At 66.4% G+C, this 16,116-nt stretch carries 13 protein-coding genes; 5 read left to right on the forward strand and 8 right to left on the reverse strand.

The features are described 5' to 3' along the window. Positions 1 to 60: 60 nt before the first annotated feature. Positions 61 to 1,266, forward strand: a complete 1,206-nt coding sequence (locus ACEQXV_RS19990; protein ID WP_370270630.1) for an ROK family protein — start codon at positions 61 to 63, stop codon at positions 1,264 to 1,266. 3 nt (positions 1,267 to 1,269) lie between these two features. On the opposite strand, the gene ACEQXV_RS19995 is transcribed toward ACEQXV_RS19990, so the two are convergent. Both ACEQXV_RS19995 and ACEQXV_RS20000 read right to left on the reverse strand, forming a co-directional pair. After that, positions 1,270 to 2,229 (reverse strand): SIS domain-containing protein, encoded by a 960-nt coding sequence (locus ACEQXV_RS19995; protein WP_370270631.1) that lies wholly within the window; start codon positions 2,227 to 2,229, stop codon positions 1,270 to 1,272. A gap of 291 nt (positions 2,230 to 2,520) precedes the next feature. Further along, a complete protein-coding gene (locus ACEQXV_RS20000) occupies positions 2,521 to 2,997 on the reverse strand; it encodes an MOSC domain-containing protein (RefSeq protein ID WP_370250816.1) in 477 nt (158 codons plus the stop codon). A gap of 87 nt (positions 2,998 to 3,084) precedes the next feature. On the opposite strand from ACEQXV_RS20000, the gene ACEQXV_RS20005 reads away from it, so the two are divergent. Next, positions 3,085 to 4,764, forward strand: a complete 1,680-nt coding sequence (locus tag ACEQXV_RS20005) for a DUF6504 family protein (RefSeq protein ID WP_370270632.1) — start codon at positions 3,085 to 3,087, stop codon at positions 4,762 to 4,764. A 10-nt stretch (positions 4,765 to 4,774) separates the two neighbouring features. Here ACEQXV_RS20005 and ACEQXV_RS20010 read toward each other — a convergent pair whose 3' ends face one another. The 4 genes from ACEQXV_RS20010 to ACEQXV_RS20025 form a co-directional block, all read right to left on the reverse strand. Further along, positions 4,775 to 5,749: an ornithine cyclodeaminase family protein gene (locus ACEQXV_RS20010; RefSeq protein ID WP_370250814.1), complete on the reverse strand. Its 975-nt coding sequence runs from the start codon at positions 5,747 to 5,749 to the stop codon at positions 4,775 to 4,777. 66 nt (positions 5,750 to 5,815) lie between these two features. Next, entirely contained in the window at positions 5,816 to 6,667 is an 852-nt protein-coding gene (locus ACEQXV_RS20015; RefSeq protein WP_370270634.1) for a universal stress protein, read from the reverse strand. Between the two features lie 10 nt (positions 6,668 to 6,677). After that, on the reverse strand, positions 6,678 to 8,168 hold the full coding sequence (locus ACEQXV_RS20020) for a SulP family inorganic anion transporter (RefSeq protein WP_370270635.1): 1,491 nt from the start codon (positions 8,166 to 8,168) through the stop codon (positions 6,678 to 6,680). 120 nt (positions 8,169 to 8,288) lie between these two features. Continuing rightward, positions 8,289 to 9,464 carry an MFS transporter gene (locus ACEQXV_RS20025; protein WP_370250810.1) on the reverse strand — a complete coding sequence of 392 codons (1,176 nt, stop codon included), beginning with the start codon at positions 9,462 to 9,464 and terminating at the stop codon, positions 8,289 to 8,291. Between the two features lie 171 nt (positions 9,465 to 9,635). Between ACEQXV_RS20025 and ACEQXV_RS20030 the strand changes: the two genes are divergently transcribed. Beyond that, positions 9,636 to 10,652: an extracellular solute-binding protein gene (locus ACEQXV_RS20030; RefSeq protein WP_370250809.1), complete on the forward strand. Its 1,017-nt coding sequence runs from the start codon at positions 9,636 to 9,638 to the stop codon at positions 10,650 to 10,652. A gap of 114 nt (positions 10,653 to 10,766) precedes the next feature. On the opposite strand, the gene ACEQXV_RS20035 is transcribed toward ACEQXV_RS20030, so the two are convergent. Together ACEQXV_RS20035 and ACEQXV_RS20040 are read right to left on the reverse strand one after the other, a co-directional pair. Next, positions 10,767 to 12,449: an ABC transporter permease gene (locus ACEQXV_RS20035; RefSeq protein WP_370270636.1), complete on the reverse strand. Its 1,683-nt coding sequence runs from the start codon at positions 12,447 to 12,449 to the stop codon at positions 10,767 to 10,769. Positions 12,450 to 12,492: 43 nt separating this feature from the next. Next, positions 12,493 to 13,125: a TetR/AcrR family transcriptional regulator gene (locus ACEQXV_RS20040; protein ID WP_370270637.1), complete on the reverse strand. Its 633-nt coding sequence runs from the start codon at positions 13,123 to 13,125 to the stop codon at positions 12,493 to 12,495. Positions 13,126 to 13,224: 99 nt separating this feature from the next. On the opposite strand from ACEQXV_RS20040, the gene ACEQXV_RS20045 reads away from it, so the two are divergent. Continuing rightward, on the forward strand, positions 13,225 to 15,270 hold the full coding sequence (locus tag ACEQXV_RS20045) for an FAD-dependent oxidoreductase (RefSeq protein ID WP_370270639.1): 2,046 nt from the start codon (positions 13,225 to 13,227) through the stop codon (positions 15,268 to 15,270). Position 15,271: 1 nt separating this feature from the next. After that, complete coding sequence (locus ACEQXV_RS20050) at positions 15,272 to 16,003, forward strand: NAD(P)-binding domain-containing protein (RefSeq protein WP_370270640.1); 732 nt, start codon at positions 15,272 to 15,274, stop codon at positions 16,001 to 16,003. Positions 16,004 to 16,116 lie beyond the last annotated feature (113 nt).

Here is a 16,116-nt window from a genome sequence, read left to right on the forward strand (position 1 = left end):
TCTTATTTAATTATTGACGGGTTGCCTTGCGCTCCACATTATTCCAGTTGGGAGGCCACCATGAGCGACATCACCGAAAAACCCGCGCCCGCGCTTGCCGGCAAGGAAACGCGCGGCACGAATCAGATGGGAATGCGAGCGCAGAACGAGCGCCTCGTTCTGACCCTGATTCGTCGTCACGGGGCGCTGGCCAAGGCCGAGATTGCGCGGCTCACCGGGCTTTCGGCGCAAACCGTGTCCGTGATCATGCGCAGCCTGGAAGAAGATGGCCTTCTGCTGAAGGGCGAGCCGCAGCGGGGCAAGGTGGGCCAGCCTTCGGTGCCCATGCGTCTGAACCCGGACGGGGCGCTTTTCCTCGGGCTGAAGGTGGGCCGGCGTTCCGCCGAGATGATCGTGACCGATTTCCTTGGAACGATCGTCGCACGCCGCAAACGTATCTATGCCTATCCCGACTACGACGAGGTGAAAGCCTTCGCCCTGGCATCGGTTGCAGAGCTTACGGGCGGGCTTCCCGATGCCTCTCGTCCGCGCATCTCGGGCCTTGGCATCGCAATTCCCTTCCTGCTGTGGGACTGGGCGAAAGTGCTGGGTGTCGAGGCGGAAAAGATGGCCGCGTGGCGGCACAGGGATTTGCAGAGGGAGCTGTCAGAGGAGTTGGAGCTTCAGGTCTACCTGCAAAACGACGCGACCTCGGCCTGCAGTGCGGAACTGGTCTTCGGGACCGGGGAACAGCCCGCCAACTTCCTGCATGTCTTCATCGCCTTCTTCGTCGGAGGCGGCGTGGTTCTGAATGGCACCCTTTTCCCCGGACCGACCGGCAGCGCAGGGGCCATCGGCCCCCTGCCAGCGGTCGATCTGTCCGGCAACCGGCGCCAGTTGATGGACATTGCCTCGCTCGTCGTTCTGGAGCGGCGGCTGGAGCAGATGGGGCTCGATAGCGGGATGCTGTGGGAAAACCCCGAGACCTGGGATGTGCCCGATGTCCTTCTGCGGGAATGGACAGCAGAGGCCGCCAACGCGATTGCCCATGCCACCCATGCCGCCATGGGAGTCATCGACTTCGAAGCGGTCAAGATCGATGGCTGGATCCCCAAGAGGCTGCGTGAAGACCTGGTGGACCAGGTCAGGGCGCGGTTCGACCAGATGGATTTCACCGGGTTGGAACGGCCCGCCGTGGAGGCCGGAACCGTGGGAGCCGATGCCCGCGCCCTCGGCGCAGCAAGCCAGCCGCTCCTTGGGCGCTTCCTGGTGGGCTACACCGCCTGACGGCTAGAGAACGCCTGCGCGCAGGCAATCGTGCAGGTGGATCAGACCGACAGGCGTGCCCTCCTCCACGACGAAAAGCGCGGTGATCCGCCCCGACATCATCGCCACGGCCTCTACCGCCAGGGTGTCTGGGGCGATGACGCGGGGGTTGCTCGTGGCAACCTCGCCCGCGTTGCGCTCCATCAGGCCCGACATGTTTCGGCGCAGGTCCCCGTCGGTGATGACACCGGCAAGCGCGCCGTTCCGCGTCACGCCGGCAATTCCGAACCCCTTCTCGGTCATGACAAGCAGCACCTCTGGCATTGGCAAGTCTGCATCGACCAGCGGCAGGGCCGCACCCGCATGCATCAGCTGGGATACCTTGGCCAGCTGAGCCCCGAGCTTGCCGCCGGGATGGAAGGTCCGGAAATTCTCGGCCACGAAGCCGCGGCGCTCCATGACTGCCACGGCCAGCGCGTCGCCAAGGGCCAGCGTCAGCGTGGTCGAGGTTGTGGGGGCCATGCCGATGATGCAGGCCTCGGGCTCATCGGGCAGGGTCAGCCGCAGATCGGCGGCTTTCATCAGCGTGCTGTCAGGGTTCTTCGACACCCCGATCATCGGGATCGCGAAGCGGGCCGCGTGGGCGACCATGTCGCCCAGTTCGGAGGTTTCCCCGGAATTCGAGATGAGAATGCACAGATCCTCGGGCGTGATCATCCCAAGATCGCCGTGACTCGCCTCGGCGGGGTGCACGAAATAGGAAGGCGTTCCCGTCGAAGCCAGCGTGGCGCTGATCTTGCGCGCGATATGGCCCGACTTGCCCATGCCGGACAGGATCACGCGGCCAGTTACGTTCAGGATCGCCTCGACCGCGGCCTCGAAATCCTCGGGCAGCGCGTCGGCCATGCGGGTGACGGCCGCGCCCTCGGTGCGCAGAACGCGGGCGGCGGTTTGGCGGATCAGGTCGGGGTTCGTGTCGGTCATGTCAGGTCGCTTAGCGCAAGTGGCGGCGAAACGGCAGGGGTTTTTTGCCCCTTGCCGGGCGTGCACCCCCCGTACACCCCCTGTACACCCCCCGTACAGACGCATGAGCGATTTCGCCGCGCGCCTTGCGCGCGTCGACCCGGGAGCGCCCCTCGTCACCCCCCGCTGACGCGGGGACCTCCTCGGGCCGCATTGCCATGGACAACTGGCCCCGACGGGGACCCATGCCCCGGGGTGGTGCCGGTTGCGCCGTTGGATGCCTCCGGCGGGGATATTTGGGGAACAATGAAGTCAGGGATCGGCAAGGACGGTGACCGGGGCACCGGTTTCGATGTCGCCGGAAGCCAGGATTTCGGCACACCATCCGCCATGGCCCCGCATCGCGTTGTAGCCGCCGGGACCAAGCGCGTGTTCCATGCGTGAACAGGGCGCGCAGGGGCCGGTGACGCGGAGACGGGCATCACCGATGGCAAGGATTCGGCCCCGTGTTGCGGAGAGGTTCAGGCCTGAAACCACCAGGTTGCGGCGCAGGGTTTCGGGGGAAACTTCGGACAGACCCGCGAGCGCCGCGATGACCGGCAGGTGCTCGGCCTGGATCAGCGTCACCGCCCGCTTGCCGGCGCGGGCGTGGTCGCCTGCAAGACCCGAGAGTGCCGCCTGTGCCCGGTCCACGGCCTGCATGGCGCTGCGTCGGGCCGGGCGCAGGCCGATCCACGTGATGCGGCCAGGACGGGGAAAGCGGGCCGTGAGGCTGGCAAGGGTTTCCATGGGACAAGCGTGGCACGAGGGCGGACTCGACTCCAGCCCCGGCGCGCGCTAGATGAAAAGAACATTACATGAACATCATGCTGCCACATGAACCCAACCGCGCCCATTCGCCCTGATCCGCGCCGACGGATCCTGTCGCTGTGGTTTCCACGGCTGGCCGCCGAGCATCTGCAACGGCTGGACCGGGGATTGTGCGACAGGCCGCTTGCCGTGGTCGAGGAACAGGGCAATGCGCGGGTGCTGTCCTCGCTCTCGCACGAGGCGGCGGTCGCGGGGCTGACGCTTGGGCTGCCGCTGGCCGAGGCACGGGCACTTTGCCCTGATCTGCACACCCGTCCCGCCGACCGGCTGCGCGAGGCCGGGTTCCTGGCGCTTCTGCGCCGATGGGCGGGAAAGTTCTCGCCCTGGGTGTCGGAGGAGGGGCGCGAGGGGCTGATGATCGACCTCACGGGCTGCGCACATCTTTTCGGCGGCGAGGCTGCGTTGCTGGCGCAGGTGGAGACCGATTGCGCCGCGCTGCGCCTGACGGTGCGGGCGGGGCTGGCCGATACGGGCGGGGCAGCCTGGGCCCGGGCGCGCTATGCCGGGCAGGGTGCCGCCCACACGCGCAGCGGCGATGCGATCGACCAGGAGGCGCGCGCGACCCGGTCCCGGGCGGGCAAGCGGCGGCACTGGACCAAGGGGGGCGCGCCCCCTGCGCGCAGCGTCATCGGCAGCGCGGCCCCCATTGCCCCGCCGGGACAGACCCGGGCCGCCATCAGCGGGCTTCCGGTCGCGGCGCTGAGGCTGGATGCGGCCACGGTAGCGGGGCTCAACCGGCTTGGCCTGCACCGAATCGGAGACCTGATCGGCCCGCCGCGCGCCACGCTTGCGCGGCGCTTCGGGCAAGGGCTGGTGCGGCGGCTGGACCAGGCCCTGGGGCTGGAGCCTGAACCGATTGCTCCCGCAAGGCCCGAGACGCATTTCGCCCTGCGTTTGAGCCTGCCCGAGCCCATCGGGCTGGAAGAGGACATCCTGGCCGGGATCGACCGCCTGTTGCCGCCCTTGTGCGACAAGCTTCGCGCCAAGGGACGCGGGGCGCGCAGGGTGCGGCTGGAGCTGTCATTGGCCGAAGGGCGCACCGAGGCCATCGAGGTGGGGCTGGCCCGGCCCGGGGCGGAACCCGATCGCATCCGGCCCCTGCTGGCGATGAAGCTGGGGGGGATCGACCCCGGCTTCGGCGTCGACATGCTGCGGCTGGTGGCCCCGGTGACGGAACCCGTGCATGCCCGGCAGCTCAAGGGCGGGATGGCCGCCACCGAGGAAGCCGCCGCGCGCCAGGGGCGCGATACGGGGCTGGAGGACTTGATGGGCCGGATCGGGGCCCGCGTGGGGCTGGAGGCAATCACGCGCCAGCACCCGGCCGAAAGCCATATCCCGGAAAAGACCGCGATCACGCTGGCCGCCGCCTGGTCCGAACCTGCGAAGGACTGGCCGCGCCGTCCCCGACCCCGGCCCCTGACGCTGTTCCGCCCCGAGCCGGTTCAGGCCGAGGACCGGCCCGACCTGCCCGCAGAGTTCCGCTGGCGGGGACGCCGCTTCGAGACCCTTGGCGCCATGGGCCCGGAACGGATCGCGCCGGAATGGTGGCTGGACGATCCCAACTGGCGTAGCGGCGTGCGCGATTACTGGCGGGTGGAAACGGCCAGCGGAGAGCGGTTGTGGCTGTTCTACGCCCACGGGGGGGCGATATCGGGCGGCTGGTTCTGCCAGGGCGATTTTGGCTAGGCGGTGGCGGTCAGCCGGGCCAGCCGACCTCCTGTCCTGCGCCTGACTCGGCGGCCCTGAGATACGCCAGTCGCGCAATCGCGAAATCCCCGATCGCGATGCCCCGGAAGACGAAGGCGCGGCGGGCGTCGGGGTCGAACTGGCCGGGGCCTGTGGTCAGAAGGGTCTTGAGATCGCCCCCGACCAGCGACGGTTCCACCAGCTTTTTCGGGCTCGCCTCCTCCTGCACCAGGTCATCCACGAAGAGCGGCCCGAAGGCGGACATGCTGGCTTGATGCCAGGGCAGGGCGAGGTCGGTGATGGCCGCGAAAGCCCCCGGCTTGACCCAGGAGGCATCGAGAAAGGGATCGAGCGCATAGTTCAGCGTGACCGAGGTCACGATCAGGTCGGCGCCCTCGATGGCGGCGCGCGGGTCGTCGTGGGCGGTGGCCTGCAATCCCATGCCCCGCGCCATGTCGCAGAGCCGGTCGATATTGGCCTGCCCCCGTCCATAGGCGCGAATCTCGGCCAGAGGGAAGAGATCCGCGAAGATCGCCAGGTGGCTGCGCGCCTGCACGCCGCAGCCGATGAAGGCTATGCTCCGCGAGGCGGGGTTGGCCAGCCGGCGCGCGGCAACGGCGGACAGGCCTGCGGTGCGAACCCCGGTGATCCAGCCCGCCTCGGCAAGCGCGCGCATCTGCCCGGTCTCGCTGTCCTGGATCAGGATCGCGCCATCAATTCCGGGGCGGCCCCGGTCGGGGTTGCGGGGGCTGACCATGACCGATTTCACGATGGTCAGGTCCGGCGCATCGGAGGTCGACAGCGTGGTCATCATGTAGCGCCCGTCATTAGGCACCACGGCGGATTTCGGCGCGGTCAGGATCTGGCCCGCCGCATCCTGCAGGATCGCGGCCTCGATCGCGTCCACAACGTCGCGGCCAGAAATCTCAAGGCTCTCCAGCACGCTGTCCGACAGCAGCAGAAACCTGTCCGTATGGCCCGTCATCCCAATGTCCCCCGGTTGCACCCAACCGGGGAACGATAGGGGCAATCGGCAGGCGGCGAAAGCCCGTTAACGAAACAGCAGCACGGGCACCTTGCAGGCGCGGATCATCTCGGTCGTGGTCGAGCCGATGAAGAGGTTGCGGATGCGGCTGTGACCGTAAGCGCCCATGATCAGCAGATCGAAATCATGCGCCTCGGCGCGTTCGGCGATCAGAGTTTCGGGCTGGCCCGGCACGATTTCCGAGGTCACGTCGTAGCCGGCCCCCTTCAACAGCGCCGCCGCGCCCTCGATCGCGCGCTTGGCCTCGGTGGTCTCGGAGCCGACGGTCAGAAGGTGAATGGCAAGCCCCGCGAAGAGCTCGGACCTGGCAATGTGATCCACCGCCTTGAGCGCCGATTGACCGCCATCGAACGCAACCAGGAGCTTGCGCACGGGCTGGAAGGCCCGCGAGGCGACAAGGACCGGGCGTTTCGAAGAGCGCACCGCGCGCTCAAGGTTGCTGCCCAGGTGCATCGAGGCGAAATCGGCGGCCTCGCCGCGCTTGCCGACGATGACCAGGTCTGCCTCGGCCTCGGCTTCGCGCAGGGTTTCCACCAGGTCGCCGATGCGCAGGCGGCCCGTCACCTCGACGCCCTCCGCCCCGATCCGTTCGACCGCATCCTCGATGATTGCCTGCCCGCGCTTGCGGGCCAGCTTGGCGCGCTGCGCATCCAGATCGGCCAGTTCATTGAGCAGCGCCGTGCGCGCCCCGAGCCCGATATTGCCGCTCAGGTTGCGGGGGTCCGCGCTTTCATCGCGGCGGCCCAGAACGTGGATCACTTCGACCGGCCAGCCCTTGCCGCGCGCCACCCAGGCCGCGTGGTCGCAGACGCTTTCGGAATAGATGGAGCCATCTACCAATGCGATGATCTTGCCCATATCGCTCTCCTCAGTGGCTCATCAGGCGATCCATCGCGCCCGGCTTGTCGTGTTCCGCCAACCGGTCGACGATGGTGCTGCTGGCCTCGTTCATGCCCTTGAGCTCGACCTCGGCCCCCTCGCGACGGAATTTCAACACGGCCATGTCCAGCGCCGCAACCGAGGAAATGTCCCAGATATGCGCGCGGGTCACGTCGATGACGACACGGTCCAGAACCTCGCCATAGTCGAAGGCGGCGGAGAACTGATCTGCGGAAGCGAAGAAAAGCTGCCCGTGGATGTGGTAGCTGCGGGTGCGTCCGTCCGGCGACAGCTCGGACGTGACCGCGAAAAGCTGCGCGATCTTGCCCGCGAAGAAGATGCCGGACAGCAGCACGCCGGTCAGCACGCCGATAGCGAGGTTGTGCGTGTAAACGGTGACGATGACGGTCGCCAGCATCACGATCGAGGAGCTGCGCGGGTGGTCGCGCAGGTTCTTGATCGAGGACCAGCTGAACGTACCGACCGAGACCATGATCATGATCGCCACGAGTGCGGCCATCGGGATGATCGACACGATATCGCCAAGCACCACGACAAGGATCAGCAGGAAAATACCGGCCACGAAGCAGGACAGCCGCCCGCGCCCGCCGGATTTCACGTTGATCATCGACTGGCCGATCATGGCGCATCCCGCCATGCCGCCGATAAAGCCCGTGCAGAAATTGGCCACGCCCTGGCCGATACATTCCTGGTTCTTGTCGCTGGTGGTGTCGGTCAGGTCATCCACGATCTGAGCGGTCATGAGCGATTCCAGCAGGCCCACGGCAGCCACGGCAGCCGAATAGGGCAGGATGATCATCAGGGTGTCCAGGTTCAGCGGAATGTCGGGCAGCAGGAAGACCGGCAACGTATCGGGCAGTTCGCCCATGTCACCAACGGTGCGCAGGTCCATTCCGAAGAAGAGCGCTATCGCGGTCAGCACGATGATGCACACCAACGGCGAGGGGATCGCGGTGGTGACATAGGGAAACAGGTAGATGATGGCGAGCCCTCCCGCGACCATCACGTAGGTCAGCCAAGGCACCCCGATCAGTTCGGGCAGCTGCGCCATGAAGATGAGGATCGCCAGCGCATTGACGAAGCCCGTCATGACCGAGCGCGACACGAAACGCATCACGCTGCCCAGTTTCAAAAGGCCCGCGCCGACCTGCAACACGCCAGCCAGGATGGTGGCGGCCAGCAGGTATTGCAGCCCGTGATCGCGCACCAGCGTCACCATCAGAACGGCCGTCGCGGCGGTGGCGGCGGAAATCATGCCGGGCCGTCCGCCCGCAATGGCGGTGATGACGGCAATCGAGAACGAGGCATAAAGCCCGATCTTGGGATCGACGCCCGCGATGATCGAAAAGGCAATCGCCTCGGGGATCAGGGCCAGCGCCACGACGAGGCCGGAAAGCAGGTCGGCGCGGATGTTGCCGAGCCATTCGGCCCGCATCCGGGGAAGGAAGTCCGGGGACATGGGGGGAAGTCTCCGTCAGGATCTGTTCGCGTTGCCCGCGCCCATACCTGCCCCGGCTCCGAAACACCACCGGAATCCCGCTGCATTGCGGCGAAACCCTGACCTGCATGGGGGGAATGGCTACCCTGTGCGGTCCCGGCTGAACAGGTAGACCATCGTTCCTGCCAGGATCATCAGCCCGAACAGACCGAAGAGCTGGCTATAGGCCTGGGCAGGGGCCGCATCCTGCGACAGGCGCACGAAGACCGGGCCGCTGGCAAACTGCATCACCCCGACCCCACCGATCCCGAAAAGATTGAGCAGCGTCACACCGCGGCCAACAAGGTGCGGCGGCAGGAAGCTGCGCCCATGGGCGATGATCACGGGGAAGGTCGCCCCGAAGAAGCCAATCGCCGCCACCAGGGCGATGGAACGGACCTCGGACCCATCGGGCCAGAGCCAGAGCCCCAGGCACGCCAGGCCCGACACCAGGTTGCCCAGGAAGATCACCCATTTTCGAGTGCCGAACAGGCGGTCGAGCGGGCCGTAGAAGAAGTTGCCCGCGATCATCGCCAGCCCCATGATCAGCGACGCGCTGCCGATCCGGCCGATATCGGCGTCGTAGACATCGCCAAGATAGGGCGCGATCCAGAGCCCGCGCGTGCCGGCCGCCGGCGCATAGTTCACGAACATGATCACGAAGATCGGCCATAGGGCCGGAATCTTCAGAAGGTCGAGCACGGATCCTTTCTGGTTGCCCTCGTGCGGGGCCGGGTTGCGCACCGTCAGCGCCAGCAGGATCGCGACCAGAAGGGTCGCCCCGGCCAGGCCCCACATGGTGCCTCGCCAGCCGATGGACGCGACCGCCCAGGCCAGCGGCAGGGCCGCGCCGATATTTCCAAGCGTGCCCGTGCCAAGGATGACCCCCGCGAAGGTCGCGAAAACGGCGGCAGGGTAGTCGCGGGCCAGGATATAGTAGCTGGCCATCAGGACCGGCGAACAGCCGATCCCGATCAGCATCATCGCAACCGTCACCCATCCTGGCCCCTGTGCCAACGCCATGACCGCCGCGCCCCCGGCACCGCCCAGGGCCAGCAGAACCGACGATGTCAGCCGCGGTCCGATCCGGTCGAGCGCCCATCCCACGGGAATCTGCATTGCCGCGAAGACGACGAACCAAAGGCCCGAGGCCATGGCCAGATCCTCGGCCCCTGCCCCGATATCGGTCGCAAGAACGGGCGAAAGAACCGCCAGGAACGCACGGTAAAACTGGCTGAGCACATAGGCCAGCACCAGGAAAATCATGCCGGGGGTCATGCTTTCCTCCCTCTCGAAAGCCGGGCAACCCTGCACCGAAGGTTAACAGGTGCACAAGCGGGAATCTTTTTCCGAGTAATTTTGTTGGGAATGCTTGACAGCCCGGCGCGGCGTGGTATTCCAGCACTAATCCGAGTGAATTACTCGGTTAAAGGAACAAGGACATTCAGGATGACCCGCACGATCTCTGCCCTGCTCGCCACCAGCGTTCTGGCCGGCTCGGCCGCCATGGCCACCGCGCAGGAACTCAACATCTACTCCTCGCGTCACTACGACACTGACGAAGCGCTCTATTCCGGCTTCGAACAGGCCACGGGCATCACGATCAACCGGATCGAAGGCGACGCGGACGAACTGATGGCACGGATGCAGGCGGAGGGCCGCAATTCTCCGGCTGACGTGTTCATCACCGTTGACGTGTCCCGCCTGAACCGCGCGGTCGATGCCGGGCTTCTGCAGCCGGTCGACAGCGAACTGCTCGAAGCCCGCATTCCCGCGAACCTTCAGGATGACGAGAACCTGTGGTTCGGCTTCTCGCAGCGCTCGCGGATCATCTTCTACAACACCGACTTGGTCGACACGCCCCCCGCGACCTATGCCGACCTGGCCGATCCGGCTTATGAAGGGCTGGTCTGCATCCGCTCTTCGACCAACACCTACAACCAGACGTTGCTGGCCTCGATCATCGCCCACGAGGGCGAGGAAGCCGCGCGGGACTGGGCCGCTGGCGTGGTGCGCAACTTCGCCCGCTCGCCGCAAGGCGGCGACACCGACCAGATCCGCGGCGTGGCCTCTGGCGAATGCGGCGTGGCCGTGTCGAACACCTACTACTTCGTGCGCGCCCTGCGCGAGCAGGTGGATGGCGTGAGCGAGCATCTGGATGTGATCGGCTATGTCTTCCCCGACCAGGATGGCAACGGCGCCCACATGAACGTGTCCGGAGCAGGCGTGGCCGTGAATGCCCCCAACCGCGATGCCGCCGTCGCCTTCCTCGAATACCTCGCCTCGGACGACGCCCAGGTCTACTTCTCGTCGGGCAACAACGAATACCCGGCCGTGGAAGGCGTGCCCATGGTCGCAGAACTGGCAGGGCTTGGTGAGTTCCAGGCCGACGCGGTGAGCCTGTCGGACGTGGCAGACAACCTTGCTACCGCGCAGCGCATCTTCAACGAGGTCGGCTGGCCTTGATCGCCTGATCGGCAGAGATTCGAAAGGGCGTCCTTCGGGGCGCCCTTTTAACGTCGCAGGCATGAAGAATTTTCCCGGCGCCCAAAAAAATCTTCCCGAAGATTTTTCCGGGCGTCAGTCCGCGATCTGGGGGTCAGGGATGAACTCGTGTTCGGTCCGGTCTTCGCGACCCAGGCCCCAGCACAGGACGATCACCGGCAAAAGGCCCACGGCCCCGATCACAAGGCTTGGCACGGCGGCCTCTGCCAATCGCTCATCCGCCGCCAGCCGATGCGCCTGCACCGCGAGCGTATCGTAGTTGAAGGGCCGCATGATCAGTGTCGCGGGCAATTCCTTCATCACATCGACGAAGACGATCAGAAGCGCCGTCAGCAGACTGGGCCGCAGGATCGGCAGGTGAACGCCCCGCAACATGGTGGAAGGTGTCCGCCCAAGCGTGCGCGCCACGGCATCGATATTGGGGTTGATGGTGGACAGGCCCGCGTCATAGGCCGACAGGGCAGCCGCCATGAACCGAACCGTGTAAGCCATGACCAGAAGCCAGATCGAGCCGGTGATCAGCAGCCCCGTCGAGATGTCGAACCGGTCCCGCATGAAGGCATCGAGCGCATTGTCGAAGGCCGCGAAGGGCACCAGCAGCCCAACGGCGATCACCCCGCCCGGCACCGCGTAGCCAAGCCCCGCGATCCCGATGGCGGCCTTGTTGGCGCGGGTCGGATGAAGCCGGGTATTGAAGCCAAGGAAGATCGCTGCGGTCACGGTGACAAGCGCCGCGACCGACGCAAGGGTGAGCGAGTTCTGCAAGAACCCGAGGTAGCGGTCGGTCAGGAAGATCTCGAAGCGGCCATGCCCCATCCATAGGAGCAATCCGGCCGGCAGCAGGAAGCCAAGCAACACCGGCAAGGCACAGAAGGTCAGGGCGAGTGTCGCGCGCCAGCCGGACAGCACCGGCGGGTCCAGCACTTCGAACTTGCGCCCCGCGCCGTGATGGCGCTGGCCCGCGCGTTGCCGCCGCTCCAGCGCGGCCAGCACCAGCGCCGCTGCCAGCAGGCACAGGGCAAGCTGCGCCGCAGCGCCCCGGTCGGCAAAGGAAAACCAGCTTTGGTAGATGCCGGTGGCGAAGGTCTGGACGTTGAAATAGCTGACGGTGCCGAAATCGGCGATCGTTTCCATGATGGCCAGCAGAACGCCCCCGGCAATGGCCGGGCGCGCAATCGGCAGGCTCACCCGGAAAAAGGCCACCCAGGGGCCGCGCCCCAGGGTGCGCGCGGCCAGGTAGGCGGTCGCGCTTTGTTGCAGGAAGGCCGCGCGCGCCAGCAGGTAGACGTAAGGGTAAAGCACCAGCGTCAGCATCATGGCCGCGCCGGGCAAGGACCGGATTTCGGGGAACCAGTAGTCACGCGGGCCCCATCCGGTCAGGTCCCTCAGCGTTGTCTGGACCCAACCGGGATGATCGAGGAAATCCGTGTAGGCATAGGCCAGCACGTAGGCCGGAAAGGCCAGCGGCAGGGCCAGGGCGATTTCCAGGACACGCCGACCGGGAAAGCGGGTCATCGTCACGAGCCAGGCGGTGCCCGTCCCGATCACGGCTGTTCCGGTTGCCACGATCGCCACCATCATCAGCGTGGTGCGCGTGTATCGGGGCAGGACGGTTCCCGCGAGGCCGCTTACCGTCTCGAACCCGCCTGTCAGCGCCGCCAGTGCCACTGCCCCTATGGGCAGCAAGCACAGCCCGGCAGCGAGCCAGGCCAGCACGGCCATCCAGTTGCCGGGGATATGCAGTCGGCGCGGGGTCATGGCTGTCCTCTAGGCCAACAGGCAGGGGCCGCACAAGCGCGCCCTAGCGTTTCTGCCCATGCCGGGCGAAGAATTCGGCAATCTCGGCCTCGGTGGGGACGTCGCCGGTGAACACCTCCACATAGGGCGGCATCCGGTCCAGTCGGTCGGCGACCGCCTCACCCAGGCGCATGGAGTAGTATCCCACCTGCGTGAAGATCATCGTGTTGGCGCGGGTCGCGGCCATGGCGGGGCTTTGGCCATGCCGTTCCAGCATCGCGCGCATCGCAGCAAGCCGCGTCGCGTCGGCTGCCTTGACGCGGGGCATCAGGGTGTCGTCGTTCTGCGCCCAGTTGCGGATCGCGAGGTCGAGACGCGAGTCGAACAGGTTCTCGTCGATCCAGCAATCGAAGAGGTTGAAGACCGCGGCACAGACCGACCCGGCAGGCGCGGCGCAGCGCGCCACCAGGTTTCCGGTATTCTTGGCCTCCCACCTTGCCACGATCGCCTCCAACAACGCTTCGCGGTCCGGGAAATGCCAGTAGAAGCTGGTTCGCGACAGACCAAGTGCCTTGGCCAGCGGCATCACCTTTACCGCCTCGACGCCCCCGTCCAGAAGCAGCTGATAGGCCGCGTCGACCCAAAGGTCGGCGGAGCCGCGCCAGCCGCTGGACTTGTCTGGTTTCTGGATCGTCATGGCTCAGCGGTAGCACGCGGCGACCGACCCGGGCAATCAACTTGACAGGTATGTCGATTCCACCGAACGATCATCCCCATCACTCCCACGAGGCCGGACATGAGCAACGATCCCCTGCTGCAACCCTTCCAGTTGAAGCACCTGACACTTCGCAATCGGATCATGACCACGGCGCATGAACCGGCCTATCCCGAAGACGGGATGCCCAAGGACCGCTACCGCGCCTATCACGTGGAACGGGCCAAGGGCGGCGTGGCCATGGCGCTGACGGCGGGCTCGGCGGTGGTGTCGCGCGATTCCCCGCCCGCGTTCAACAACGTGCTGGCCTACAAGGACGAGGTCGTGCCATGGATCAGGCGCCTGACCGACGGGCTGCACGAACATGGCTGCGCGGCGATGATCCAGCTGACGCATCTGGGCAGGCGGACAGGGTGGAGCAAGGGCGACTGGCTGCCCTCCATCGGGCCGACCGATGACCGCGAACCGGCGCATCGGTTCTTCCCCAAGATGATGGAAGACTGGGATATTGCCCGCGTGATCCGCGATTACGGCGATGCGGCGGAACGCATGCAGGCGGGCGGCATGGACGGGATCGAGCTGATCGCGCATGGCCACTTGCAGGATCAGTTCTGGTCGCCCCTGACCAACCGGCTGGACGGCCCTTACGGGGCTGAAAGCCTGCGCTCCCGGCTTCAGATCACGCTGGATATTCTGGCGGAGGTCCGCGCGCGGGTGGGGGATGAGTTCATCGTCGGCATCCGCCTTGGTGCGGATGAGGCGGAGCCGGGCGGGATCACGCCGGAAGAGGGCGTCGAAATCGCGAAAATCCTGCGCGACACGGGGCAGGTCGATTTCTTCAACGTCAACCGGGGCCGCATCCATACCGACCCGGCCATGACCGACATGATCCCCATTCAGGGCATGCGATCGGCGCCGCATCTGGACCTGGCCGGATCGATCCGCGCGGAAACCGGCATGCCCACCTTCCATGCCGCGCGCATCCCCGATGTGGCCACCGCGCGCCACGCGGTTTCGGCGGGGCTTCTCGACATGGTGGGCATGACGCGCGCGCATATGGCCGACCCCCATATCGTGAAGAAGATCATCGAAGGGCGCGAGGACGACATCCGCCCCTGTGTCGGCGCCACCTACTGTCTCGACCGCATCTATGGCGGGGGAGAGGCGCTTTGCATTCACAACCCCGCCACGGGGCGAGAGCTGACCATGCCCCAGGTGATCTCGCCCGCTGACGATTGCAAACGCGTGGTGATCGCCGGGGCTGGTCCCGCAGGGCTCGAGGCGGCGCGTGTCGCCGCCGAGAGAGGCCACCGCGTCACGGTGTTCGAGGCCGCCGACCGCCCCGGCGGGCAGGTGCTGCTGACCGCACAGAACCCGCACAAGCGGGAAATGATCGGCATCGTCGACTGGCGCATGGCCCAATGTGCCGCCCGTGATGTGGAGTTCCGGTTCAATACCTGGGCCGAGGCCGACGACATCCGCGCCGAGGCCCCCGATATCGTCATTGTCGCCACAGGCGGCCTGCCCTCCACCGCGCTGCATGAACAGCCGGGCGAAAGCGACCTTGTTGTCAGCGCGTGGGATCTGATCTCTGGCGATGTGCGGCCCGCTGATAACGTTCTGATCTATGACGAAGCGGGCGACCATCCCGGCCTGATGGCCGCCGAAGTGGCGGCGAACGCCGGATCGACCGTGGAAATCATGACCCCCGACCGCAGCTTCGCGCCCGAGATCATGGGTATGAACCTCGTCCCATACATGCGCGCGCTTCAGGACAAGAAGACCACCTTCACCGTCACCCGCCGCCTTCTGGGCGTGCGCCGGGAGGGGAATGCCTTGGTGGCAACCATTGGCACCGATTACAGCAGCCACACCCGTGAACAACGCTACGACCAGGTGGTGGTGAACTACGGCACGCGGCCGCTTGCCGATCTCTACTTCGACCTGCGCGAAGACTCCGTGAACCGGGGCGAACTGGATCACGACGCCTTTCTCAACGGGCGTCCGCAGGCGATCCGCACCAATCCCGACGGCGCCTTCCAGCTTTTCCGCATCGGCGATGCGGTCTCCTCGCGCAACACTCACGCGGCGATCTACGATGCGCTCAGGCTGATGAAGGATCTCTGACATGCGGCTCGGCTTCATCGGGACAGGCACCATCGCCAGCGCGGTGGTCGAGGGCATCGCCAAGGACGGCCATCAGATCACCGTTTCGGAACGCAGCCGGGCGCGGTCTGCCGACCTGGCCGCGCGGTTCGGCGTGGCGGTTGCGGACAATCAGGGCGTAGTCGATGCCGGCGATGTGCTTTTCCTTGGCCTCCTGCCGGGACAGGCCGCCGAGGTTCTGCCCGGCCTCGTCTTTCGTCCGGGCCAGCGCGTTATCTCCTTCATGGCCGGGGTGCCGCTGCCCAGGCTCGCCGCCCTCGTGGCCCCCGCCGATCCCGTGGCCGTCATGCTGCCCTTCCCCGGCATCGCGCAGGGTGGGTCACCGATCATCGCGCTTGGCGCAACGGATCTTGTGCAAGACATCTTCAGCCCTGCGAACATGGTCTACACCGTCGCGGACGAGGCCGAGCTCTCCGCCTATCTCTGCGCTCAGGCCGTTCTGTCGCCCGCCGTGAAGCTGGTCGCAGACGCCGCGGGCTGGCTTGCTCCGCGCGTGCAGGAGGCGGCGCAGGCCGAGGATTTCCTGCGTGTCCTCGTCGGGTCCAGCCTGATGGCGAATGACCTGTCTCCGCTGTTGCAGGCGCTCAACACGCCCGGCGGCTACAACGCCCGCCTGCGCCAGCACATGGACGCCGAAGGGATGCCCGAGGCCCTGGCTCGGGGGCTGGAGACCCTGGCAAAGCCGACGCCCTGACGTCGCGCCCCTCTGGCGGACAGTCGCAAAACCGGGATAACCGGTCGCAAAATCTCGGGGGGGCAATCGGCCCACGGGGCATTCTGAAGCTGACGGGGTCAACGGTCGACAGA

Origin of the sequence: Nioella sp., from assembly GCF_964229645.1 — a bacterium.
Lineage (GTDB): Bacteria > Pseudomonadota > Alphaproteobacteria > Rhodobacterales > Rhodobacteraceae > Nioella.